This window comes from Streptococcus oralis ATCC 49296, assembly GCF_000185265.1.
GTDB classification, from domain to species: domain Bacteria; phylum Bacillota; class Bacilli; order Lactobacillales; family Streptococcaceae; genus Streptococcus; species Streptococcus oralis_BC.
Genome location: NZ_GL622183.1, coordinates 1,929,218 through 1,953,275 on the forward strand (window position 1 = coordinate 1,929,218; position 24,058 = coordinate 1,953,275).

30 protein-coding genes are annotated in these 24,058 nt (G+C 39.1%); 1 reads left to right on the forward strand and 29 read right to left on the reverse strand.

The features are described 5' to 3' along the window. Nucleotides 1-3: 3 nt before the first annotated feature. From HMPREF8578_RS11435 to pbp2b, 24 genes are all read right to left on the reverse strand, one after another. The gene (locus HMPREF8578_RS11435; RefSeq protein WP_000994190.1) at nt 4-615 is read right to left on the reverse strand and encodes an NUDIX hydrolase; all 612 of its coding nucleotides are present in this window, start codon (nt 613-615) and stop codon (nt 4-6) included. Further along, nucleotides 602-1,975 (reverse strand): UDP-N-acetylmuramoyl-tripeptide--D-alanyl-D-alanine ligase, encoded by a 1,374-nt coding sequence (locus tag HMPREF8578_RS11440; RefSeq protein ID WP_000778736.1) that lies wholly within the window; start codon nt 1,973-1,975, stop codon nt 602-604. Before HMPREF8578_RS11440 ends, HMPREF8578_RS11435 begins: the two co-directional genes overlap by 14 nt. An 83-nt stretch (nt 1,976-2,058) precedes the next feature. After that, nucleotides 2,059-3,102, reverse strand: a complete 1,044-nt coding sequence (locus HMPREF8578_RS11445) for a D-alanine--D-alanine ligase (RefSeq protein WP_000814658.1) — start codon at nt 3,100-3,102, stop codon at nt 2,059-2,061. 104 nt (nt 3,103-3,206) lie between these two features. Next, a complete protein-coding gene (locus tag HMPREF8578_RS12625) occupies nt 3,207-3,344 on the reverse strand; it encodes a hypothetical protein (RefSeq protein ID WP_000240324.1) in 138 nt (45 codons plus the stop codon). Nucleotides 3,345-3,398: 54 nt separating this feature from the next. Next, nucleotides 3,399-4,028 carry a hypothetical protein gene (locus HMPREF8578_RS11450; RefSeq protein WP_000932873.1) on the reverse strand — a complete coding sequence of 210 codons (630 nt, stop codon included), beginning with the start codon at nt 4,026-4,028 and terminating at the stop codon, nt 3,399-3,401. Nucleotides 4,029-4,209: 181 nt separating this feature from the next. After that, on the reverse strand, nt 4,210-4,740 hold the full coding sequence (locus HMPREF8578_RS11455; RefSeq protein ID WP_000957421.1) for a hypothetical protein: 531 nt from the start codon (nt 4,738-4,740) through the stop codon (nt 4,210-4,212). Nucleotides 4,741-4,789: 49 nt separating this feature from the next. Further along, nucleotides 4,790-5,275, reverse strand: a complete 486-nt coding sequence (locus HMPREF8578_RS11460; protein ID WP_230454662.1) for a hypothetical protein — start codon at nt 5,273-5,275, stop codon at nt 4,790-4,792. Nucleotides 5,276-5,490: 215 nt separating this feature from the next. Further along, entirely contained in the window at nt 5,491-6,117 is a 627-nt protein-coding gene (locus HMPREF8578_RS11465; RefSeq protein ID WP_000746266.1) for a TipC family immunity protein, read from the reverse strand. A gap of 179 nt (nt 6,118-6,296) precedes the next feature. Further along, nucleotides 6,297-6,824, reverse strand: coding sequence for a hypothetical protein (locus tag HMPREF8578_RS11470; protein WP_000014135.1), 528 nt, complete (start codon nt 6,822-6,824; stop codon nt 6,297-6,299). An 85-nt stretch (nt 6,825-6,909) separates the two neighbouring features. Further along, nucleotides 6,910-7,434 carry a hypothetical protein gene (locus HMPREF8578_RS11475; protein WP_000014134.1) on the reverse strand — a complete coding sequence of 175 codons (525 nt, stop codon included), beginning with the start codon at nt 7,432-7,434 and terminating at the stop codon, nt 6,910-6,912. An 86-nt stretch (nt 7,435-7,520) separates the two neighbouring features. After that, complete coding sequence (locus HMPREF8578_RS11480) at nt 7,521-8,054, reverse strand: hypothetical protein (RefSeq protein ID WP_000884836.1); 534 nt, start codon at nt 8,052-8,054, stop codon at nt 7,521-7,523. 63 nt (nt 8,055-8,117) lie between these two features. Next, nucleotides 8,118-8,735 (reverse strand): hypothetical protein, encoded by a 618-nt coding sequence (locus tag HMPREF8578_RS11485; RefSeq protein ID WP_002893417.1) that lies wholly within the window; start codon nt 8,733-8,735, stop codon nt 8,118-8,120. Further along, the gene (locus HMPREF8578_RS11490; RefSeq protein WP_001223897.1) at nt 8,732-9,358 is read right to left on the reverse strand and encodes a hypothetical protein; all 627 of its coding nucleotides are present in this window, start codon (nt 9,356-9,358) and stop codon (nt 8,732-8,734) included. Before HMPREF8578_RS11490 ends, HMPREF8578_RS11485 begins: the two co-directional genes overlap by 4 nt. After that, entirely contained in the window at nt 9,355-9,969 is a 615-nt protein-coding gene (locus HMPREF8578_RS11495; RefSeq protein ID WP_002893418.1) for a hypothetical protein, read from the reverse strand. The genes HMPREF8578_RS11490 and HMPREF8578_RS11495 overlap by 4 nt, the downstream gene beginning before the upstream one ends. Then, on the reverse strand, nt 9,966-10,592 hold the full coding sequence (locus HMPREF8578_RS11500; protein WP_001223908.1) for a hypothetical protein: 627 nt from the start codon (nt 10,590-10,592) through the stop codon (nt 9,966-9,968). Before HMPREF8578_RS11500 ends, HMPREF8578_RS11495 begins: the two co-directional genes overlap by 4 nt. Next, nucleotides 10,589-11,221: a hypothetical protein gene (locus tag HMPREF8578_RS11505; RefSeq protein WP_001242077.1), complete on the reverse strand. Its 633-nt coding sequence runs from the start codon at nt 11,219-11,221 to the stop codon at nt 10,589-10,591. The genes HMPREF8578_RS11500 and HMPREF8578_RS11505 overlap by 4 nt, the downstream gene beginning before the upstream one ends. Continuing rightward, nucleotides 11,218-11,826 carry a hypothetical protein gene (locus tag HMPREF8578_RS11510; RefSeq protein WP_000780963.1) on the reverse strand — a complete coding sequence of 203 codons (609 nt, stop codon included), beginning with the start codon at nt 11,824-11,826 and terminating at the stop codon, nt 11,218-11,220. The genes HMPREF8578_RS11505 and HMPREF8578_RS11510 overlap by 4 nt, the downstream gene beginning before the upstream one ends. Further along, entirely contained in the window at nt 11,823-12,449 is a 627-nt protein-coding gene (locus tag HMPREF8578_RS11515) for a hypothetical protein (RefSeq protein ID WP_001242115.1), read from the reverse strand. Before HMPREF8578_RS11515 ends, HMPREF8578_RS11510 begins: the two co-directional genes overlap by 4 nt. Next, complete coding sequence (locus HMPREF8578_RS11520; RefSeq protein ID WP_000777282.1) at nt 12,446-13,078, reverse strand: hypothetical protein; 633 nt, start codon at nt 13,076-13,078, stop codon at nt 12,446-12,448. Before HMPREF8578_RS11520 ends, HMPREF8578_RS11515 begins: the two co-directional genes overlap by 4 nt. Nucleotides 13,079-13,090: 12 nt before the next feature. Beyond that, entirely contained in the window at nt 13,091-14,689 is a 1,599-nt protein-coding gene (locus tag HMPREF8578_RS11525; RefSeq protein ID WP_000538408.1) for an LXG domain-containing protein, read from the reverse strand. Next, complete coding sequence (locus HMPREF8578_RS11530) at nt 14,680-15,036, reverse strand: hypothetical protein (protein WP_000764040.1); 357 nt, start codon at nt 15,034-15,036, stop codon at nt 14,680-14,682. Before HMPREF8578_RS11530 ends, HMPREF8578_RS11525 begins: the two co-directional genes overlap by 10 nt. Before the next feature lie 2 nt (nt 15,037-15,038). Beyond that, on the reverse strand, nt 15,039-15,314 hold the full coding sequence (locus HMPREF8578_RS11535) for a hypothetical protein (protein WP_000509002.1): 276 nt from the start codon (nt 15,312-15,314) through the stop codon (nt 15,039-15,041). A gap of 302 nt (nt 15,315-15,616) precedes the next feature. Beyond that, complete coding sequence (gene recR / locus HMPREF8578_RS11540) at nt 15,617-16,213, reverse strand: recombination mediator RecR (RefSeq protein ID WP_000966754.1); 597 nt, start codon at nt 16,211-16,213, stop codon at nt 15,617-15,619. Nucleotides 16,214-16,223: 10 nt separating this feature from the next. Next, a complete protein-coding gene (pbp2b, locus tag HMPREF8578_RS11545) occupies nt 16,224-18,266 on the reverse strand; it encodes a penicillin-binding protein PBP2B (protein WP_001224841.1) in 2,043 nt (680 codons plus the stop codon). Between the two features lie 255 nt (nt 18,267-18,521). On the opposite strand from pbp2b, the gene HMPREF8578_RS11550 reads away from it, so the two are divergent. Continuing rightward, the gene (locus HMPREF8578_RS11550) at nt 18,522-19,373 is read left to right on the forward strand and encodes a MurR/RpiR family transcriptional regulator (RefSeq protein WP_001039477.1); all 852 of its coding nucleotides are present in this window, start codon (nt 18,522-18,524) and stop codon (nt 19,371-19,373) included. Nucleotides 19,374-19,662: 289 nt separating this feature from the next. On the opposite strand, the gene HMPREF8578_RS11560 is transcribed toward HMPREF8578_RS11550, so the two are convergent. The 5 genes from HMPREF8578_RS11560 to HMPREF8578_RS11580 all read right to left on the reverse strand — a co-directional run bounded on the left by HMPREF8578_RS11560 (nt 19,663) and on the right by HMPREF8578_RS11580 (nt 23,863). Continuing rightward, nucleotides 19,663-20,427: a class I SAM-dependent methyltransferase gene (locus tag HMPREF8578_RS11560; RefSeq protein ID WP_000073843.1), complete on the reverse strand. Its 765-nt coding sequence runs from the start codon at nt 20,425-20,427 to the stop codon at nt 19,663-19,665. Nucleotides 20,428-20,755: 328 nt separating this feature from the next. After that, nucleotides 20,756-21,640 (reverse strand): ROK family protein, encoded by an 885-nt coding sequence (locus HMPREF8578_RS11565; RefSeq protein ID WP_000150247.1) that lies wholly within the window; start codon nt 21,638-21,640, stop codon nt 20,756-20,758. Nucleotides 21,641-21,657: 17 nt separating this feature from the next. Continuing rightward, the gene (locus tag HMPREF8578_RS11570) at nt 21,658-22,575 is read right to left on the reverse strand and encodes a dihydrodipicolinate synthase family protein (protein WP_001281471.1); all 918 of its coding nucleotides are present in this window, start codon (nt 22,573-22,575) and stop codon (nt 21,658-21,660) included. A gap of 170 nt (nt 22,576-22,745) precedes the next feature. Continuing rightward, nucleotides 22,746-23,390, reverse strand: coding sequence for a YesL family protein (locus tag HMPREF8578_RS11575; RefSeq protein WP_000057498.1), 645 nt, complete (start codon nt 23,388-23,390; stop codon nt 22,746-22,748). 20 nt (nt 23,391-23,410) lie between these two features. Beyond that, nucleotides 23,411-23,863: a NanQ anomerase/TabA/YiaL family protein gene (locus HMPREF8578_RS11580; protein WP_000575431.1), complete on the reverse strand. Its 453-nt coding sequence runs from the start codon at nt 23,861-23,863 to the stop codon at nt 23,411-23,413. Nucleotides 23,864-24,058 lie beyond the last annotated feature (195 nt).

Below are 24,058 nucleotides of genomic sequence, written 5' to 3' on the forward strand. Positions count from 1 at the left end.
AAACTAATCAACATATTGGTCTCTTTGTCCTTTATAAACTTGCCAAAGAATCTCCATTTGCTCCTTGGTGATACGTTTTTCAGATAAGACTGGCAATTGGTCAATGGCAAAAAATTGAAGGTCAGCAATCTCTTGATTCTCTTGAAATTGTCCGTCAAGAAGTTGGCATTCCAAGACAAACTTTGCATATTGTTTGCTCTGTAGTTGGAAACGATTAGTGTCAAAAACTGCAAGTAACCTTTCAGCTTTTGCTTTAAAACCAGTTTCTTCTTCAATTTCTTTAAGAATATTTTCGGTTGGAGAATATCCAACTTCACCAAAACCACCTGGCAAAGCCCAACTATCCTCTCCTTTTCCTCTAACTAAACAGACTTTTTCATCCTCAACAATCCAAGCACGGACGTCCATCAGAGGAGTTGCATAAGCGGAAGTTGGTTTCAAGACTTCTGCAACTTCTTCTGTATCGAGGTCTGATGCTTGATTCAACATTTCATATAACAGACTTCGCAAGTCCTCGTAGCGCTCACGGTCAAACGGATCTTTTGTAAAGGTTAATCCAGTATCTGTAATGGCAATCATTCTTTGCAGATATTTGGCAAAATCACTTGCATTCATTTTCTAAACTTTCTACCAACTTGGCTAGATTCATGGAGTTAGAGCCTTTAAGCAAAATTTGGTCATTGGCACCGAGGCTTTCCTTAACCTGCTTGACTAGGTCTTCAAATTGGTCCTCGTCAGCTGTTTTTTTGAAGTAGAAAACGTGACCGATTGGGAACATTTGACTGGCAAGTTGGCTTAATTCCGCAATATCTTCTCCATAGAAAATCACGGTATTCAGCACATCTGGCGATAGGCTTAAAATCATCTGGTTATGGAGCTGAACAGACTGGTCACCAAGTTCCTTCATGTCTGCCAAGACTGCGATTTTCTTGCCTCCTTCGTTGGCTGGAATGGCAGAGAATGTCTCCAAAATCAACTTCATAGCAGTTGGATTGGCATTGTATACGTCAGACAGAATATCTGCTCCATTGGCTGCTTTCTTCCACTCAGTACGGTTACGCGTCAATTCCAGATTTTGGAAGGCCTGATGAATTTGCTCCTCTGAAACTCCTTCTTGTAGAGCCACATAAGCAGCAATCATAGCATTGGTGGCATTGTACTTACCTGTCACTGGCAAATCGAGGGCTTGTTCCAAAAAATTCGCCTTAAAGGTCAGACTATCCTTGCGCTCAATCAAGTCTGTGACTTCTAACTCAGCTCCTTGCCCAAAACGGACCACTTTTTTATCTGTAGGCAAGTAGTCCTCTACAATCGGGTCAGCTGGTGCCAAAAGCAAAGAACCTGGTGCCATACCATCAGCAATTTGCATTTTCCCTTTAGCAATCTCCGAACGGTCTTTGAAAAAGGCCAAATGAGCCTCTCCGACCAAGGTCACAATGGCTGTCTTGGGGTGAGCCAATTTAGACAAGAGATGGATATCTCCCAAGTGATCCTGCCCCATCTCCAAGACCAACTTTTCAGTATCATCAGGCTTATGAAGAACAGTATAAGGAAGACCAATCTCGTTATTGTAATTGCCCTGAGTTTTGTAGGTCTTGTAGGTTGTTGACAGTAAATGCGCCAACATATCCTTGGTCGTTGTCTTACCATTTGAACCCGTAACGGCAAAGACATCAACTGCCGATTTTTCAAGATAGTAGGCTGCGAGGGTTTGAAAGGCAGACAACACGTCGTCTACTAGAATGTAGGGATGATTTGCAACCTCTTTCTCAGACAAGGTGACTACTGCACCATTTTCAAAAGCTGTTTCGATAAAGTCATGACCGTCACGCGCACCTTTAAGGGGCACAAACAAATCACCTGTCCTAATCAAACGACTGTCAAACTCAGCCTTTTCTAACTGAACGTCCGCAAAAAGACTAACATCATTTTTAGCTCCAACAGCTTGGGCAACTTCATGAATTGTTAATTTCATTTCTACTCCTTTAAAAAGGGTTGAAGTCCAAGAACTCTAGTCACCATGCAGTGATAGTTCTGGCTTCTACCCTCTCTTTCATTTTATAGCAAATGCGCTTCGCGCTTGTCAAAACTTTGCTTAGCAAGGTCAACCAAATGCTCGATTAGGTCTGGGTAGCTGATTCCCATATTGTCCCAAAGCAGTGGATACATTGACCACTGGGTGAAACCTGGCATGGTATTAAGCTCGTTTAGGAAAATTTCGCCCTTGTCTGTATAGAAGAAATCGCAACGAGAGAGACCGAGGCCACCAATTGCACGGAAGGCTGTTTCTGCATTATGACGCATGACAGCTACTACATCATCACTAATCTTGGCTGGGATGTCCATGGTAATCTTGTTATCGATATATTTGGCATCGTAGTCATAAAAGGCAACATCCTTGACCACTTCACCAGGAAGCGTGCTCTTCACATCGTAGTTGCCCAAGAGACCAACCTCGATTTCACGGGCATTCACCCCTTGCTCTACCAAGACACGGCTGTCATATTGGAAGGCAAGTTCCAAAGCTTGACGGAGTTCCTCTTGGTTTTCAGACTTAGAAATACCGACACTTGATCCCATGTTTGACGGCTTCGTAAAAACTGGATAAGTCAGTTTTTCTTCAACTTCAGCTATTTTAGCAGTCACATCATCACCTTCGACGATAGCCACATAAGGTACTTGGGCAATCCCAGCAGACTCCAAGACACGCTTGGTCGTGATTTTATCCATGGCAAGGCTGGATGACAAGATATTGCAGCCGACATAGGGCATTTTCAAAACTTCAAGGAATCCTTGAACAGAGCCATCTTCTCCCATAGGACCATGAAGAACCGGAAAGACCACTGCACCTTCTTCATAGATGGCACTTGGCGCTATTTTCTTGTCCCAGTCAATAGTCGCATTGGTCATGAGACGATCTTCTTGACCTGGAGTCTGGCTAAATTCTTGCGTTTTGATAAAGTCACCTGACTGACTGATAAAGAAAGTCTTGACTGTGAAACGGTCGTAGTTGACCGCACGCATCACACTTTCAGCTGAAAGGACAGAGACTTCACGCTCTGCACTACGCCCACCGTATAAAAGAATAATTGTTTGTTTCATATTGCTTGTCCTAATTCTAATAGAATACTCGTTCTTTAGTATATCATATTTGCTTCTTTTTTGAAACTTGAATCTAAAAAAGCCCTCATTTGAGAGCTGAAATTTTACCGATCCACCACTTGAGCTTCAAAGTGAGCTGGTTTGTCGTCTACATTTGTGATGGTGATCGTGTAGGACTTGTTATTGGTTACATAAAAAACTTTCTCCCCTTGGTAGCTGACAACAATTCCATTCTTTACCAAATGAATACTTTTTTATTGTTTGGAAGCTCTTTATCATCATACCTTTTTGGAGCTCTATCTATTCTGCAAAATTTCGTTCTCTTTCCTTTTTCTACGCTGACCCGACCACTTGATAAACTGCAACAATACTATCATACGAAGAATCAAATAGACCAAACGAAGGATTTTCATCCTAGTAAGAACTGAGCTAAACTCTTCTCTTACTAATTCTATTTCCTGAATTAAATCCTCAATATTCTTACCTAGCTTTTTCTCTACAATAGTTGCATTTTCTGATATCAGATAATATTTAGCATCCAAAGTTGAAAAATACGCTTCAGACAGTGTTCCTTCTAAAGGAAATGAAATATCGTAATTATTATTAGGAGTTTGATTATATTCAGCGAAGACTTGTTGACCATATTTACAAGGATACCCCGTAATTTTAATATTTTTATAATCTAAATGCATTAACCCGTCTAAGGCAGGGGTCGTCCACTCCTCTTTATAGTGGTATAATTTCATTTTCTTATCTACTATTGGCCAAACCATAACATACCGACTATGCATGAATTCCTTAGTTAATGCAGAGTTACTTGCCAAACTGGTCGCACCAATCTCATATACTGACCAAATAAGTACTAAGAGCATTAAGACAGCTTGAGTTGGTTTGTTTTTATAATAGTTTTTCATTTTATTTAACATTTTACTCTCCAACTGCGGGATTAGGTTTATCTAAATCTTTTTTTGACATTTTGACTAGTATTCGCCACTAGATCCTTTCTTGCATATTCGAAAGAAACAAGCTGATTGTTACTTTCAAAGCAAATAAGTCTCCTTTACTAAACAATTGCAACTACTGAGGCCTAGTTTACGGTTCCTAAATCTACCTATCCACCACCTGCGCTTCAAAGTGCGCCGGTTTGTCGTCTACATTGGTGATGGTTATTGTGTAGGGAGTTTCTTCCGTCACCCCAAATACTTCCTTTATCTCCCCTTGAACCACTATACCATCACTTTCTAAATAGATACTTTTACTCTTATCATTTGGTAAGTCTTTGCGCTCGGTTTTGTCTTTTAAAAAAATTAGCTCCGTTATTGTTTGCTTTTCAACATTATAGACTATATTACTGTCTTTCATTCCCCAACCTTTTCGACCGGACAATTTTAACTTCGCATCATCTAATTTTTTAAAATGTAGTTCCGAATTATACTCCAGCTGCTCTGTTTTAGAAAAAACTTTCAATTCAACACTTTGACCTGGTTGCAGAGTGTACTTACCAGCATTTAAAACCACACAAATAAAAACTGCCGCAAACGAACCATACAACAATCCGATGATCATTCTTGAGAGACTGCTTTTAAAGTGCCGTAAAAGTAGAAATAAAGACACAATAAATAACACGGGTGTTAGCATTTTAGTTTTCCTCTCTCATCACTATTAAAATCCAGAAGAACTGTGGCCCTCAATCCCTCCTTAAAAGAGAGTATATTTTCCAACCCAAAAGAAAGCAGACCAAAGCTATCGAATAGTAGAAAATTTTCTGAAGCAAATGATTTAAAACTATCTTTCTCATCTGATTCACAACTGTATATAACTGATTCATCGCATTGTCCGAGCGTTGTTCCCAAACGGTCACTGAAGAACCTGTGTTACTTTCAATCACAGCTTGATTTTCACTTGCTAATTTCAAATATCTCCCAGCATGATACAACCGCTTTTCCCCATTTAACCAACTAATTTCAACACTCTTGTCTCCTTGTAATCGATTATTGTAACTGATGGATACCGCTTGATTCTCAGAAGAAATCTTACTTTCAATTTGATTATAGTCATCCACCACATAGATAAGGCCGATGTTCTTTCCATTTTCTTTTGAGGGCACTAGATGAATATGCTTATCAAGAGCATGCCAATCCTGATCATTTTTATCTTGAATCAATTGAACCATACTACTATTCACATCCATCTTAGAAAATGAATAATATTGATAGATTGGCTTAATGATGAACAATACCATATAAAAAAGGAAAAATAGGAAAAATAGGATAGACTTACTTTTATTTCTCATTTACTGCTCCAAAGTAACTTTTTTTACAAAATATTCTTAAGAACTCTGTCATGGCAACCTGCCTTTATAAAACTATTACCTCGTCGTTCCGTTTGTTATTCTGTTCTCCATATATCCTTAACTGTCACTTCTCCCCAATTATCTTGGCTAAAACGACTAGAGTAGATAGTGGTCCAGTCTTTAAGGACTTTATTACGGAGTACATTATCTGCTTCCTTGCGAATCTCATCAACAGCCTTTCCGTGTTTTGCAAGAAAGTCCTCTACTTGAGACTGCTGAAAATATCCTGTACTCTCATCATCATAGTACCACATAAACCGTTCTAATTGCTGATTGTTTACATCGTACAAATAATCTACATTTATGGTTGTCTCTGTATCTGGCAGTCTCAAACGCATCTCCAGGTTAACTTTTGTCATACCCTGAAAATTAAAATAAAAATTATAACCTAGAGAATGAATAGTATTTGGTAAGTCTACACTTTTATAATTAATAGCATATCTATACAACTCATCAGAGCCATTGTCCACAATTTTTAAACTTTTTAACTTATAAAAAGCTCGACCTTTCCATAGAAACGTATAATTGTGATAATCACTTTCTTCGTAGTATATTTCATCAAAAATATTGTGAACTCTCTGATATTTATAGTACTGAAAACCAGAGAAAGATAATAATAGAACTATTAGCAACGAAAAAATTGCAAATTTCCTCTTCTTCATCTAATCACCTCATCTCTGTCAACTCTTAATTACCTGTTTCAATATTTCGAATGAAATTATCAATACTTGGGTAATTTTTTTGTAGCTTATCTACGGTATCTTTTTCTAGTAAAATCCCTCAACACCTCTCGTTGTTCATACAGCATTGTGTTGAGCAAGAAGCTTCTTTCTCTGGTAAACTATCCATACAAAGTCTGATACATCGTTTCCATGAAATCCTCAAGCTCTTTTTGAACAATTTTTAATAGTCGTTCTTCTTCAGCTTGGGGGATAGTCACACTCTCTTTTATATTTTTTTCATTTATTTGAAAATAGGCGCTAGAAACTAAATCAAAGTTCTTATCCAATTCATAGAGTACACTAGTTATTTTACCATCTATCTCTATTCTAAGATAAGCAGTAACCCCATTCCGTCCCGGATTTGAGATATTCAAATCGATGTCTCCTTTTATCTCTATGGAGTCAATTCCTCCATCCAAGCGAATAGCTCCATCGGGAGGAACGACATAGCCCGCTTTACGGATGTCAGGTGCATATTTTTCTGACGCCATCAAATGTTGTAAGACAACTATATTGTCCCTCTCTTCAAAGGAGGTTTTTAATTGCGTATGTTCTTGGTGGTTTTGATACTGAAAATAAAGATTCAAGCTAGTAACTAAAACAATTACAGAACCTATCACGATTAGTATTTTTTTATGTCCCGACATTTTTTTCACTCCCTCTGTCTAAATAATCATAGAAGTGTTGTTCATACGACATTGTGTTAAGAAAGAAGTTACTTTCTCTGGTAAACTATCCATACAAAGTCTGATACATCTTTTCCATGAAATCCTCAAGCTCTTTTTGAACAATTTTTAATAGTCGCTCTTCTTCGGCTTGGGGGATAGTCACTCTCTCATTTTTATTTTTTTCATTTGTTTGAAAATAGGCGCTAGAAACTATATCCAAGTTCTTATCCAATTCATATAGTACACTAGTTATTTTACCATCTATCTCTATTTCAAAATAAGCAGTAACCCCCCGTCCACGATACGATATTTTCAAATCGATGTCTCCTTTTATCTCTATGGAGTCAATTCCTCCATCCAAACGAATAGCTCCATCAGGAGGAACGACATAACCCGCTTTACGGATGTCAGGTGCATATTTTTCTGATGCCATTAAACGTTGTAAGACGACTATATTGTCCCTCTCTTCAAAGGAGGTTTTTAATTGCAAATATTCTTGGTGACTTTGATACTGAAAATAAAGAGTCAAGCCAGTAACTAAAACAATTACAGAAGCAATCACGATTAGTATTTTTTTATGTCCCGACATTTTTCTCACCCCCTCTGTCTAAGTAATCTTAGAAAGTGTTGTTCATACGGCTTTGTGTTGAGCAAGAAGTTACTTTCTCTAACAATCTAACCATACAAGGTTTGATACATTTTTTTCATGAAGTCATCAATCTCGCTTTGAACACTTCTCAACAAGTAATCTTCTTCGGCTTGTGAGATAGAAACAATCTCTCTTTTCCCGTTACCATTTTGCTGAGAATAGCTGGAATCAATTAAATTCAGATTTTTATCTAAAATAAAAGCTACATGCGTTTGTTTTTCATTAACCTGTGTGATGAAAAATAACTGAAAATCCTTAGCATCCTTTTTGGGAGGGCTAATTTTCAAATGTAACTCTCCTTCTATTTCTAATGGATAAATAACTCCATCCAATCGAATAGCTCCGTCAGAAGGAATAGTATATCCTGCCTTGCGGATGTCAGACGCATATTTTTCTGATGACGTCAAACGATGAAGAACTTCAATTCTTTCATTTTTCTCAAAGGATTCTTTTAAAGCACTAGATTGTTGGAAATGATTGTAAGTAAAATATAAAGGAATCGCTAATAGGAACAAGGACAATACAATCAACCACTTAAACTGTTTTACTTTATCTAACATTCGCCTTTCCTCTATCAACACTCTCTTTCAAATAGGTGGGATTATAAATTCTCACTCACCTTCCTAGTCGTCATAAACTGGCTCGCCATGGATTTTGATGTATTCTTCATTCCTGCGGTCATCTTCTTCCCAGACTGGGTCTCTCACATCGTCCATAAATGGAATTTCTTCCAAACTCAGCTCATTAGCCTGTTCATAACTCATCGAAAGGATATCCTCATGCCGTTTTTTAAATTCCTCCACACTTAACCAGCTCTCTTTATCATCTTGGCTAATCTGACCATCAATAGCAGTCGCAATTTCAATGGCCATAATATACATAGCTCGTTTATCAACAGTGAGAAGGTCAAAGTGGGTAGAAGCTAAACGTAGACAGTCTCCTTTTTCTCGATAGTCTGTTGCTGGATTGTCTTCAAAATCTAATTCAAGATTTTCATATACATGACTCCCAAATTTATTGATAATCCCTTCTTTCAACTGAACATTATTCCATCTATTATCATGCATCCACTTATTCAATTTCAAGTGAATAGTTGGGTCTGTTTTAAATGGGCGAGTATTCCCAAAATAAGAAATATCTATTGTCTTCCCATCTTTAGTATCAAACCACATTCTCTTCGCTAGTTCTAAATAATCAAACGGAATTTCTTTGGTGTAATCACCTTTGACATATATTCTCACTCGTCTTCCTCATCGTCATAAACTCGTTCACCATGGATTTTGATGTATTCTTCACGAAGACGCTCTTCTTCATCCCACAAAGTATCCTCTACAGGTTTCAAACTTTTCAGTTCCTCCACGCTGATATCGGTTGCTTTATCGTAACTTAGTGATAAGACATCCTTGTGCAACTCCTTAAAAGTCTCTACATCCATCCAGCTCTCCTTGTCATCCTCGCTAATCTGACCATCAATGGCAGAAGCTACCTCGACTGCCATGATATACATAGCTCGTTTATCAACCGTTAAAATATCCGTATGTGTCGTAGCAATCCTAAGGTTTTCTCCACGTTCTCTCCCATCAGTAATAAAATCATTTTCAAATTCCAATTGAATGTTTTCATCAGAAAACGAATTCCAAGGATTGCTCTTGTCGTATGGTATATGATTCCATCGTTTATCCTTAAATCGCCATTTATCAAATTGAACTCCAAAAAAGAAATCATCCTGTAACATAGCATCATCACCAACATTGGAGAAACTTATTTTCTTGCCATTCCGTTCTTTAAACCACATCTTCCAAACTAGTTCTATAGTAGTAAATGTTATTTTTTTAGCATAATCACCTTTGATGTAAATTCTCACTCGTCGTCCTCATCGTCATAAACACGTTCGCCATGGATTTGGATGTACTCCTCACGCTTCCTATCCAATTCTTCCCAGATGGGATCGTCAATAGCTTTCAAAACCTTTATCTCTTCTAAACTAATATCGACTGCTTCGTCGTAGGTCATATTCAGTAGGTCTTTATGTTTCGTTTTGAATTCTTCAACACTCAGCCAAGTTTCTTTGTCGTCTTCGCTGATTTGACCGTCAATGACAGATGCTACCTCAATCGCCATGATATAGAGCGCTCGCTTGTCAACCGTTAGAATATCCTTATGAGTCGTGATTATTCGAAGACAGTCTCCTTTTTCTCGCCCATCACTTTCATAAGAATCTTCAAAATTTAAATTTAAATTTTCACGCTTAAAAGTCGCCCAAGAGTCTTTTCCTATTCTAAAATCAGCCATTCCCCAACGCTCATCATTTGAAGAAAATTTATCTAGAGTTAAACTCAAATAAAAATTATCATCAAATGCATAAGAAAAACCAACTTTCACTCCCTTACGTTCTTTGAACCACATTTTCCAAGGATATTCCATACAGTTTTGGTATATACTAGTTTCGTAGTTGCCTTTAAGATATAGTTTCACTCGTCGTCCTCATCGTCATAAACACGTTCGCCATGGATTCGGATATACTCCTCGCGCTTCCTATCCAATTCTTCCCAGATGGGATCGTCAATAGCATCAATCGTTTGAATTTCTTCCAAACTCATCTCATTTGCTTCGTCAAAGGTCAGAGATAAGATATCTTTGTGCTTTTCCTTGAACTCCTCGATTCTTAACCATGTTTTCTTATCATCTTCACTAATTTTTCCATCAATCGCAGTCGCAATTTCGAGTGCCATAATATACATAGCTCGTTTATCAACTGTTAAAACATCCAAATAATTAGAAGCGATTCTTAGATATTTTCCCTTTTCTCTACCGTCGCTTTCATAACTTCCCTCATAATCCAAATCAATATTTTCATATTTTTGGGAATTGATTGCACTACCACCTTTAACCTTGGCATCTTTCCAACGAGAGCCACTTGCTCCCCACTTATCTAACCTCCAAGATAAATAGAAGTCATTTTGCAACATCTCATCATCCCCGACATTTGAGAAACTTATTTTTTGACCATTTCTTTCTTTAAACCACATTTTCCAAACAAGCTCTCTTGTCGTAAAGGTTATTTTTTGCTTAAAATCACTTTTGATATATATTCTCACTCATCTTCCTCGTCGTCCAACTCTACCTCTCCATGGATTCGGATATACTCCTCGCGCTTCCTATCCAATTCTTCCCAGATGGGATCGTCAATAGCATCAATCGTTTGAATTTCTTCCAAACTCATCTCATTTGCTTCATCAAAGGTTAAAGATAAGATATCTTGGTACTTTTCCTTGAATTCCTCGATTGTCAGCCATGTGTTCTTATCATCTTCACTGATTTGTCCATTAAATATTGTGGCAATCTCAATAGCCATGATATATAACGCTCTTTTATCAAGAGTGAGCAGTTCAAGATGGGTAGAGGCCAAACGTAAACAGTCTCCATTTTCTCGAAAATCTGTTACATAAGCATTCTCAAATTCCAAATTTAGATCTTCATCAATTTGTGAATAAAAACGGTATTTTATTCCTTCTTGTATCGGAACATGCAACCAACGTTCATCACAATCCTGCTTATCTAGTTTTAGATGAATGGCTATATCATTCCTATCTCTGATTTGAAGAAAACCAGAATAGGAGAGTGGGATGCCTTCTCCTTGATAACTTTCAAACCACATCCTCTTCGCTAGTTCTAAATAATCAAATGGAATTTCTTTGGTGTAATCACCTTTAATATATAGTCTCATAAATCTGAGATATCGCCTCCATGTGCTAGTATGTATTCTTTTCGACGATTAGCTTCTTCCTCCCAAAGAGGGTCGTCTACAACATCCATCGTTTGAATTTCTGTCAAACTTAGTTCATTTGCTTCTTCAAAAGTCAGAGATAGAATAGCCTCGTGCTTTTTCCTAAACTCCTCGACTGTTAGCCATGTCTTCTTATTATCCTCGCTAATTTGCCCGTCAATCACCTTTGCAATCTCAAGCGCCATAATATACATAGCCCGTTTATCAACTGTCAAAATTTCTAGATGGGTGGTTAAAATACGGAGATAGTCACCCTTTTCATTATAATCTGTAGCAAATGCATCTTCAAAATTAATTTCAATACATTCTTTAATATGTGAAAAGAGACTTCTTACCCCTTCCTTTAGGGGGACACTAGACCATCTCTTATCAGCAGTGCTTTTCCTCAAGGATAAATTTGAGAAAAAATCTTCTTGTAATGCATCATTGTTCCCAGCATTTGAGTAAGAAATTTGCTCATCTTCTGGAAACCACATTTTGCCAGCTAGTTCCAAATAACCATAAGGTACTCTTTTTGTATAATCGCCTTTTAAGTATAATTTCATTCTTCCTCGTCATCATAAACTGGCTCGCCATGGATTTTGATGTATTCTTCATTTCTACGGTCATCTTCTTCCCAGACTGGGTCTCTTACATCGTCCATAAACGGAATTTCTCCCAAACTCAGCTCATTAGCTTCTTCATAACTCATCGAAAGGATATCCTCATGCCGTTTTTTAAATTCCTCCACACTTAACCAGCTCTCTTTATCATCTTCGCTAATCTGACCATCAATAGCAGTCGCAATTTCAATGGCCATAATATACATAGCTCGTTTATCAACAGTGAGAAGGTCAAGGTGCTTAGAAGAAATTCTTAAACATTCACCTTTCTCACGAAAATCCGACATCATTGCATCTTCGTAATCTAGCTGTATATATTCTGACTTATGGGATAAAAAATCATATTTTATCCCTTCCTTAATCTGAACACTTTTCCACCTATCATCATGAGTTTCCTTATCTAATTCTAAATGAATAGAAAGTTTCTCGATTGGTAGTTCTAGAAACCCAGCATACGACAAATCCGGCTCTATTCCATCTTTTTCCTCAAACCACATCCTTTTCGCTAGTTCCATGTAATCAAATGGAATTTCTTTGGTGTAATCACCTTTAAGATATAGTCTCACTCATCTTCCTCATCATCATAAACACGTTCGCCGTGGATTTTGATGTATTCCTCGCGTTTCCTATCCAATTCTTTCCAGATGGGATCGTCAATAGCGTCAATCGTCTGAATTTCTTCCAAACTTATCTCATTTGCTTCATCAAAAGTTAGAGATAAGATATCTTGGTGCTTTTCCTTGAATTCCTCGACTGTTAACCATTTTTTCTTATCATCTTCGCTAATTTGTCCATTAAAGATTGTGGCAATCTCAATGGCCATGATATAGAATGCTCTTTTATCAAGAGTGAGTAGTTCAAGATGGGTAGAAGCGAGACGTAGACAGTCTCCATTTTCTCGAAAATCTGTTACATAAGCATCTTCATAATCTAAATTCAAATATTCATCAATTTGTGAATAAAAGCGGTATTTTATCCCTTCTTGAATAGGTACTTCAGACCAGCGCTCATCACATTCTTGCTTATTTAGTTTGAGATGAATGCCCAAATCATCATCTTCCACTATTTCAGAATATCCAGAATAGGAAAGAGAGAGAGCTTTGTCTCTATAAGATTCAAACCACATCCTTTTCGCTAGTTCTAAGTAATTAAACGGAATTTCTTTAGTATAATCGCCTTTGATGGATAATTTCATTACTTTTTCTCCTTAATTAATCATTTCTTGATAACCCTTCCATAATCTCTCAATTACTTCTTCTTTGACACTATTTTTTAGATTTTTCAAATCTCCAGTTCTATTTACCCAGTTTCTGATATAATCTTTTCCCGTAATTTCATTTATATTTAATTCCTCATTGACTTTATACCCTGACTTTCCACCACCAGATTGGACTTGGAGTTTACCTTGACCTCCTGCACCACTATTAGGCTCCAAATCTACACGAAGCTTCACTTTTCTATTTCCTACTCGGGCTTCAATTTGTTTACCACCCTTGCCAGAAATGGTCTTACTCGTCGGTCTATTTGCCTTCCAGCTGTCATAGTTGCTAGAATAATTAACCTGAATTTCGCCATTTAGTAAGGCCGTATTTGTAATAGCTGATAAGCTAGTTACTGCTCCACTAGATATCAGTACATTTCCATATTGTACCACTGATACAGATACTGCGGTACCAACTACGAGACTTCCTCCCATTGTTGGTGGACTAGCCATTATACTCAATGTTTCGAGAGCACCACTCGCAAAGTAGACTCCTAAACCAGAGAAAATTTGAGCTACTCCACTCCAAAATTCGACTGAATTTGCTTCAAAGTTTTGGGCTTTTAGTTCATCAAGCTTTTTGTTAATCAAATGAGTATAGTCAGCATCGTATTTCCCATTTTTTAAAACGACATAGCCTTGCTCCAAGGAATGAATTTCAATGATATTCCCTGTTTCATCAATCTTAAGAGTGTGATTGTAGTCGTCGATTATTTTATCCCATTCGGACTTGTCGTGACCTTTTAAGCGCTTCTTTAATTCGGCACGATAGTGGGCATCGCCATCATCCGATAGCATCATATCCCTAGAAGCTTTATTGATGGCACGAGTTTCCGAGTCTTGAAAATCTCTTTTGGCATGCGAAACAATCTTCACATCCTTCATCTTTTGCACCCAGCTCATGTCCAGACCGTCCGCATAGTAGTTGCCATCGCTATCGACAATGATTTTACTTAGTTGCGTAGCTCCTTGAATCGCTAAACTAAGGACTTCTAGGCTATCGCTGAAATACTGGGAAACCTGTGAGACAAAAAATTCTAGTTTTTCAATCTTGTCATCCAAATCCTGAATACCTGACTCGATTTGAGACTTGGTATTGTAGAGGATGGTTTTTTCAGAGAAGGCTTTCCCCCAATTGAGACTAAAGAGGTCTTTGATTTGATTTAGCCAGTTCTCCCTCGCTTGAATCTGAGCTTCTACGATAGCTAACTGCTCTTCCCTCAGCTTTTTCAGTTCCTTGAGCTGGTCTAGGTCCAAATCACCATATCCAGAAACCTGAGCATCCGCATTCTTGTAGGATGTCAACTCTAGTTGGATATCATCTATCGCCGCTTGGAGCTTTTTGATACAGGGGATGATAATCTCTGTAAAGAGACCTTTACCAGCTGTGTAGGCTGCTCCTGTCAGTTCACCTGAGTCCAAGGTTGAAATGAGGTGGTCACAACCACTAGATAAGCGGTCCGTGACTTCATTTGCGACTTGGAGGTTGTTAGTCATGGCCTGAATCAATTCTTGGGATTCTTGTGCGCTGTATTTTACTCCCATGGTAGCCGGTTCCTTTCTGATATCAGTTCTTCTCTAGCTTCATCGAAAGACCGACGAGCCTTCTTCGTTTGTTTTCCCAATTCATCCAGTTCCTCATCTACATAAGAGTTGATCTGTCGTTGAATGGTTCTATTATCACTTTCGATTTGCTCTATCACCTGACGAGAACTAGGCGAGAGAGCCAATAGAGTCGCCATACGATGGTGGATGCTCTGGATTTCTGAGTGAAAGTGAGTTAGCTGCTGTTCATATTGTCTTTTTAGAGTCTGAAGACTTTCTTCTTTATCGTCAATCTTGACAATTTCTCTCCAAAGTTTGTAGCGTTTTTCTTCGTTCTTATCTGCCATTTTTAATGTTCCCACCTCTTAGCCTGCTCTACGTCGCGTTTTTCAATCTTATGAGCAATTTCTGGAAACTTATTTGCTTGGGTCAAAACAGCTGAACTAAAATCACTGACCGCCTGAAGCATTTGATTGCAGGCCTGACGTCCAGCTTCCATCCCAGCGATTTCAGAAGTATACGAAAATTCTACTTGCTGATTTTGCTTCTTGCTCGTGTCATACCCGACCAATTCATTAATAGCTGCCTCTGCTGCTATCGTGCTAGATTTTATCTTTCCACCCATACTTCAAACTCCCTTTATTCATTGTATATTGACCATATCATAACACAAAAATAGTACGATTTCAAAACAAACCCTAAGGGCAAGTGACCTCATCTCCTTAGAGTAAACTCTATAGCTCAGTGAATGAGTTTGACAAAGACGCCACTAGTCATTTTGGAAACCCGTTTTTTGATGCCTTATAGTTTGAGTAGTCTTATTAGCAAGGCTTGTTCACCTCTCATGAGAAACAGAAAAAGACAAGCCCTAGAAAAATTCCTAGGGCTTGTCTTATGTATCAAAATGAGCTACGTTTTAACTGACTCCTACAACTCTGTCCGATTTTCAATGGCTCGTAAGAGTGTGACTTCGTCCGCATACTCGATATCTGCTCCCACGGCTAGTCCTCGTGCTAGACGAGTGACCTTGATACCAGCTGGCTTGAGCAAACGAGAGAGATACATAGATGTCGCTTCCCCATCTGCCGTCGCATTGGTTGCCACAATCACCTCTGAAACCTCACTATCCATGAGACGGGTCATGAGACTCTTGAGGTTGATATCGTCTGGGCTGATACCATTCATCGGAGAAATGAGGCCGTGCAAGACATGATAGAGTCCATGGTATTCTTGGATGTTTTCCATAGCAGCCACATCGCGACTATCCTCTAACACCAAGATGGTTGTCTGGTCTCGAGTCGGATCCGTACAGATAGAGCAAGGATCATCATCTGTCAAACGACCACAGATGGAACAATAGGTTAATTCCCGTTTAGCAGACAGGAGATTTTTGGCAAATTCATTGACATCGTCATCAGACATTCCAATGGTATAGAAGGCTAGGCGGGTAGCCGTTTTGATTCCGATACCTGGTAACTTTGAATAGCTATCAATCAGCTTGGCAATAGGCGTTGGATACAGCATAAGTTCCTTTCTAATTCATTGGATGGTGTTGGTGATAAAGATTGATAATGTCGCGTGCAATCGAAGGTCCGACACCGTTTGTAAGGTTGGTGTTATGAGGAAAGACGACCGCGACCGCGATTTGGGGATTTTCGGTCGGTGCATAGGCGACCGCGTTGGTATTATTGGCTTTTTGACCACCATTAACGTAACTTTCGGCAGTACCTGTCTTTCCACTGATGGAAACGGCTGCGCCATTTGAAAAGGCACGACCTGTTGTCAGAGAACTTCCACCGTGAGAAACTTGATAAAATCCTTGTTGGAGGATGGAAACATCAGACTCAGAAATATTAATTTTATTCATTTCTTTGGTATCAATAGTTTGGATTAAGTTCCCTAAACCACCTTGTTCATTATTTCCATAAATCCCCTCAACAATGTGAGGTGCAATCCGAACACCATTGTTGGCAATGGTTCCAACATACTGGGCCAATTGCATTGGAGTATAGTTATCAAACTGGCCAAATGCATTGGTAATGTAATTAGCAAAATTATACTCTTTTGGTATAAAACCAGTTGACTCATCTGGAAGGTCGATGCCCGTTGAAGCACCTAGACCATATTCCGCAAATGTCGCACGCAATTTCCCCATAGCTGATTCCAAATTACTAGTTCCAACAAACATATTAGGTTGATAAGTTTGACCCATGATACCCAAAGCCGTTTGAACCATGTAGGCATTAGATGAATACTCCAAAGCTTCTACAGCTGTAATCGGAAATGAACCGTAGGCCTGAGTGTACCAAGAATTAATCGGAGCTGAACCTTGGAAGACAATCGGTTGGTCTGTCAAGGTTTGATTTCCTGACAAAACTCCATTCTCCCAACCAGAGCTGATAGTTGCTGCCTTAACAACCGAACCTGGGACAAAGACATTGGTTACCGTTCCCAAGGAATCAGGTGTTAACTCTCCCGTTTTCAAGTCATGTTTGAGCCCTGACATAGACAAAACTGCACCGGTTTTAGGATTGAGGGCTACGGCGTAAACCCCTTCAGAGTACTTTGCTCCACCGTTACCCAACTCTGAGTTGAAGTAGCTCTTGAGTAGGTCGTCCACACCATTCTGGAAATCTAGGTCAACCGTTAACTTGATATTGTTTCCTTTGCTTCCTTCTTCAACATTTTCCACACTTTCCATATTTCCGTGTTTGTCGAGATGGATTTCTTTGACGGAGCGTTTGCCTTGAAGAACATCTTCATATTGCTTTTCAAGATAGGAAGTTCCCACTCGGTCATTGAGAGAATAGCCTTTTTTGAGATAAGCATCAACTTCTTCTGCTGGAAGTCCTGACTTTTCATTTGAAACGCTACCGACGATTGTCGATAAAGAAGTGTCCAAGACTTTACGATCCCATGAGGTTGAAATGCTGATACCTGGTAATTCCTTGGACGCTGATGCAACGAGAGCAACTTGGGTATCATCTAAGGCATCCGTAGAAATGGTTCCTGTCGCAAAATTTTCAACAGCATTGAGCTGACTAAAGAGATAGATTTCCTTTTTCTGGTCATCTGTATAATTAAGTTGACTCACGTCAATGCTTTCAACCGCATTATTGTAAAGTGTCGCTTCCGATAAGCGGTTCCCATCTGAATCCAGGCGTTTATCGCTTGGCAAGGATTCGACTGTTTTTTTGTAAATATCCTGGTCCGCCAAGTAGTAGTCTGCAATCTGTCGATCTGTCAGATCAGGAGAGGTTACATTTACATATGTGAGGAGTTTCTTGGCTGTCTCCTTCAATTCAGCTGCCGTCATTTTATTGTTTCGTGTGAAAGAAACAACCTGCTTGACAGTATTTTCTACCAAGGGTTTCCCTGCTGCATCATAGATCTGTCCACGAGCTGAACTGGTTGTTACCCTTGTTTGGCTGGCTGAGGCCAATTTTGTTTCATAAAAATCTTTATTGAGCACCTGCATGTATAACAATCGACCAATAATGGCCATAAAGAGCAGGATGACAATCGCAAATAGTAAATTAAGCCGAATCGGAATCGAATGGCTATTAAATTTTCTCATACAACTAAGACTCTTTTCTAGAAAAATTCCCGATTTCCACCTTTATTTTCCCTAAAATAATAGAGCAAACAGGTGAAGCTCAGTATATTTCATTGTACCATATTTTACGGAGAAACTCTTGGAAAAGTCGAAGCATTTTTTGACTTTTAATTGAAAATGCCTTTTTATTTGGTTATCCTATTTTCTATGATATAATGATAGTAATAGTTAGGAAAGCGTTAATTTTTAAGACTTTGACTCATAAAAAGGAGCCTCATGAACAAGCCAGATATCGCAACCATAATCGACCTCCATTTTGAAGAATTAACCGAGCTCGAGCAAGAAATCGCTCGCTATTTTTTGCAAGCTGAAACGATCCAAGATGATCTCTCTTCTCAGCAAGTTACCCAGAAATTACATATCTCCCAAGCAGCCTTGACCCGCTTTGCCAAAAAGTGTGGTTTTACAGGCTACCGAGAGTTCGTCTTTCAATACCAGCATCAGGCTAGTAAACCGGACACTCATTCGCACAAACACAGTCCTTTGACCAAACGTGTTTTGCGAAGCTACAGTATCATGCGAGAACAAACTCAGGATTTGATTGACGAAGAACAACTGGAACGCGTCGCCCAATTAATCGATGACGCAGAACGAGTTTACTTTTTTGGGACGGGAAGTTCTGGTCTGATTGCCCGCGAGATGAAACTGCGCTTTATGCGTCTAGGTGTTGTCTGTGAAGCTTTGACCGATCAGGATGGCTTTGCTTGGACGACTAGTATCATGGATGAAAATTGTCTGGTACTTGGCTTTTCTCTCTCAGGCACTACCCAATCCGTCCTCGATAGTTTGCTGGACGCCAAGGAAATGGGGGCCAAGACCATTTTATTTACCAGCGCTCCAAACAAAAATAGTCAGGCTTATACTGAAACAGTCCTTGTGACAAGCCATAGTCAATCTTCTTACATCCAGCGTATTTCCGCTCAACTCCCTATGCTCATTTTAATAGATTTGATTTATGCCTACTTTTTAGAAATCAATCGCGAGAGCAAGGAAAAAATCTTTAACAGCTATTGGGAAAATAAAAAACTCAACGGCTATCGTAGACAAAAACGTGTTAGAAAATCCTAGTTTGGTTGAACCAAACTAGGATTGTTTTGTTTTAATACTCTTCGAAAATCTCTTCAAACCACGTCAGCTTCACCTTGCCGTAGGTATAGGTAACTGACTTCGTCAGTCTTATCTACAACCTCAAAGCTGTGCTTTGAGCAACCTACGGCTAGCTTCCCTACTTTGCTCTTTGGTTTTCATTGAGTATAAAATGATAATAGGCACCCAACATCCCTGCGGTATTTTGGTGATGGGCAAATTCTAATCGTAAAATAAAACGAGCTATTCTCCAGAAGTATGTTCTATAAGATCATAGTTTAATGCAGAGTGTAGCGATGTAGTCATTTCCAAAACGTGACAATCGATGTCTTTTGTCACACGATTCATAAAAATCGATCATAGCGAGACCGTTTTTTAGTTGTCCTCTAATCTGACTTTCTAAGGTATGACTAAATTCATATCCATATTCTGGATTGATGGTGATTTTACCTTCCTCTTCAAGGTCTCTTGAATTAAAAGGTAGTGAAAACTTTAAAAGTAATTCCTCATCGGGTTTGTTCCATACAGTGTCAGCATCATACATGTATATCCAAGGATTCATAAATCCGACCATTAACAAACCGCCCTTTTTCAATACTCGAGAGGCTTCTTTATACATGTTTTCTAAATCTTCTATATATACATTTGAAACCGGATTAAAAACAATATCAAAAGTTTCATCTTCAAATGGAAATGCTTTTGTCATATCGCCTTGAACGGTATTGATTTTTAAGCCTTCTCGTTTTGCAACCATTTCATCTCTTTCTAATTGTGATTTAGAAAAATCCATGATGGTGACATCATAACCTTTTGCAGCAAAAACGGGACCCTGCTGTCCACCACCACAAGCTAAACCTAATATCTTTTTTCCCTTGGCTTTTTCAAACCATTCTGTCGGAACTTTTTTCCCCACAGTTAAGGCGACAGAAATTGGATGCTTTCTAACTTCTTCTAATTCTTCCTGTGTCAATGGCTCAGTATAGTCATTTTTTACATTATTCCATCTATCTTCATTTAATTTTATATAATTACTCATCTTACAATCTCCTCGTAATTTTATAGTATTTCGATTTAAGTTGGATGTGTTGCCACACTTCTCTCACCTCTAGAAATTTTAATTTGTTAATTTTTCGTCCATCTCATTATATCATTTTTCCACATTTTCTCATTTACTCAAACTAAACACTAGTTGAATTTGATGATAGAATTGCTCTCGCTTCAACCTTTCATACAAGATGCTTATTTTCTCCTAGTTTCTCACGATTACCTCCTTTGGCTTAAATTTTTCAATAAAAAAAGAATTAAGCAAAACAGTTTTCACTCAAGTAGTGATTAAGTGTTTTTCTTAATTCTATAGTTCCAAACTAGGATTGTTTTGTTTTGAAATGATAATAGGCTCCCAACATTCCTGCTGTGTTTTGGTGATGGGCAAATTCTAATCGAGTTTTTTCAGCTAGACTTGGTACCAAGGCCGTCTTCAAGGCTGTGCGAATCTTTGGTTTGAGGATAGCCTCTTGCCCCATGATACCACCACCAAGAATAACCACTTCTGGATTGGCAACGTAGCAAATATTTGCCAGACCTTTCCCAAGGTAATCTACCATGCGGTCAATGCCAGCCATGCAGACCTTGTTTCCTTCTGTGGCCTCCTTGAAGATGCGTCGCCCATTCCACTGGTCGACTGAGTCACCATGAGCTGTCGCTACATATTCTACCAAGGCTGTCGTAGAAGCAAGATCCTGGAAAGCCCCATCCTGCATATGCATATAACCGACTTCGCAGGCTGAATTGCTAAATCCATGGAAAACTTTCCCATCCATAATCAAGCAACCACCGATACCTGTTCCAATGGTCAAACAAAGTGTCACACTCGCTCCCTTGCCTGAACCAGATACTGCCTCAGCAAGACCTGCACAGTTGACATCATTTTCAATTTCGCAAGGAATGGCAAAGCTAGTCTCGATTTCCTTCTTGAACTGGGTTCCTGCGTAGTTAGGAATTTGTGGGCCAGCATAGAAGATTTCACCCTTGTCAGGATCCACCATTCCTGCAGAAGAAATGGCAACACCTGCTACTGGGCCCTTTTCTAAATAGCTGGCAACGATATCTTTTGTCTTTTGTAAGATATGAGGACCACCCTTATGCGCCTCAGTTGGCATTTCATGCGATTCAACAAGTTGGCCTTCTTGGTCAATCAAACCATATTTGATGTTGGTTCCGCCAATATCAATTGCAACGTAGTGTGTCATAAATACCTCCTTATGGATTAGAGGAAGCGCTCCTTGGTTTCACGAATCAATTGAGCAGCTACTTCTACAACTGGTCGATCTTCTTCAGTTACTGGTGTCAATGGTGAACGAACTGAACCAATGTTCAAACCTTCATTGATCTTCAAGACTTCTTTGATCACACCGTACATATTTCCATGTGCAGCAGTGAGTTTGCCAATGATCGCATTGATAGCGTATTGCAATTCACGCGCCGTTTCCAAGTCTTTCTCAGCAATCAACTCATTAAGTTTCAAGAAGAGTTCTGGCATAGCACCATAAGTACCACCGATACCAGCTTTAGCACCCATGAGGCGACCACCTAGGAACTGTTCATCTGGACCGTTAAAGACAATGTGGTCTTCTCCACCAAGGCTGACAAAGGTTTGGATATCTTGAACTGGCATAGAAGAGTTCTTAACACCGATAACACGAGGATTCTTCAACATTTCAGTGTAGAGACTTGGAGTCAAAGCAACACCTGCCAATTGAGGAATATTGTAGATAACGTAGTCTGTATTTGGAGCTGCAGCACTGATATCGTTCCAGTATTTGGCAACTGAGTATTCTGGCAAGCGGAAGTAAATTGGTGGGATTGTTGCGATAGCATCTACTCCCAAGCTTTCCGCGTGGCGAGCAAGTTCCATACTGTCTTTAGTATTATTACAAGCTACGTGAGCGATGATGGTCAATTTCCCTTTGGCAACTGCCATGACTTCTTCCAAAATCAACTTGCGGTCTGCCACACTTTGGTAGATACATTCACCAGAAGAACCATTGACATAAAGACCTTGAACTCCTTTATCAATGAAGTATTGAACCAAAGCACGTGTGCGCTCTGGGCTTACTTCTCCTTGATCATCGTAACATGCGTAGAAGGCTGGAATGACACCTTCGTATTTTTTCAAATCTGACATAGATTTTCTCCTAAGATTTCTTTTTTCTGCTGAGAGCAGTTCTATTTTTTACAAGTTTAGTATACACCTTGTGAAAATCGCTTTCAATATCTTGTATACACTTAGATTTTAGTTTCTACTTGTATTTTAGAAACTGTAACGATTGAAAGTAGTTTCAAAAACAAGCCATTCTACTGGTATTTGGCGAAGATTTTCTCCATCAATCCTGCTTGGAGAAAGACCAGCAAACCAAAACCAAAGAGGATAAAGGCTGACCCACCCAAAAGGAGAGTGAAGGCGGATAGATAAAGAACCATCACGATGAGAAAGAGAATGGCTAACATGAGGAAGAACCAAGGAAAGTTAAAACTTGCCAAGATAAGCCCTTTTTGCAGCACTTCTTTCCAAGACAAATCATAGCGCGCAGCGATGGGATAACTAGCCAGCATCACCAGAGTGAGGAAGATGAGAATCCCCAAACAAATAGCTTTCACAATCTGGAAAGGCAAAGTTGTCTGTCCCCAGAAAAGATAGAGGTCTAAAAGACTTAGCAAAACTATGCACAACTCCAGCAAACCTAACTGGAAACCCAGTTTCAGATTTTGCTTGAAAGCTCTCAGATAGGTTCTGAAAACAGGTACTCGCCTGCTTCTCTTAATCTCAAACATGGTTTGGTAGAGGCTGATTTTTGCCACTCCAATCGTCACGATGGGCAAACAAGAGACAACAAAAAGAAGATTGGCTGTCACGATATCCAAGACCTTCTCACTGAAACGCATGAGAAAATTATCTGTATCAAATGCTGCCTTGATAAGGCTTACTCCTTTTTGTGCCATGTTTGCTCCTCCTGATTCTTTTAATCAATCAAAATTTTAAAGAGATACTTGCGAACTTTTTCTTCCATCCCTGCGTAGCCATTTGGCTGGTGAGGTTCTCCTGGGAAGAAAATCGCAAAATTGTGATAGCCCAACAAGAGTGGGTATTTTTCATGACAATGGACAAAGCCAATGTCGCTCGCTTCGTTGAATGCTACTGCTTCGTCTTTGATACGTGAACCGTAGCTCGAATATTCATGTCCTTCTACCAGCAAATGCAAGTCTGCATAGTTCTTATGATGCTCAAATTGATCATTTTCAGCCTGATTGAGGACATTTTCCTGCACAACTAGAAAGACCTTGTCCCCGTCAATCTCATACTTACCGAGTTCGAAAGAATCCTTACGGTGCTGATAGAGATAGTCGATAGCCTTGTCTAGATTAGGATGGATTCCCTTGTAAAAGGCGATGTTTTTCAAATCGTCAAAAATCATACTGTTTCCTTCGTTTCTGATAGTTACTATTTTTCAGTTTCGAATTATCCTTTCTCTATTTCCCTGTAATAGTGCGGACGGAAGCAAATTCCTTCGGTATTTCATTCCTAATTTTTGAGCCTTTTGCTCTTTCATCGTCAGTCTCAAAAATTCCGTCTAAGATAAGCGTAAGATTCTTATCTTAGATCCCACTAA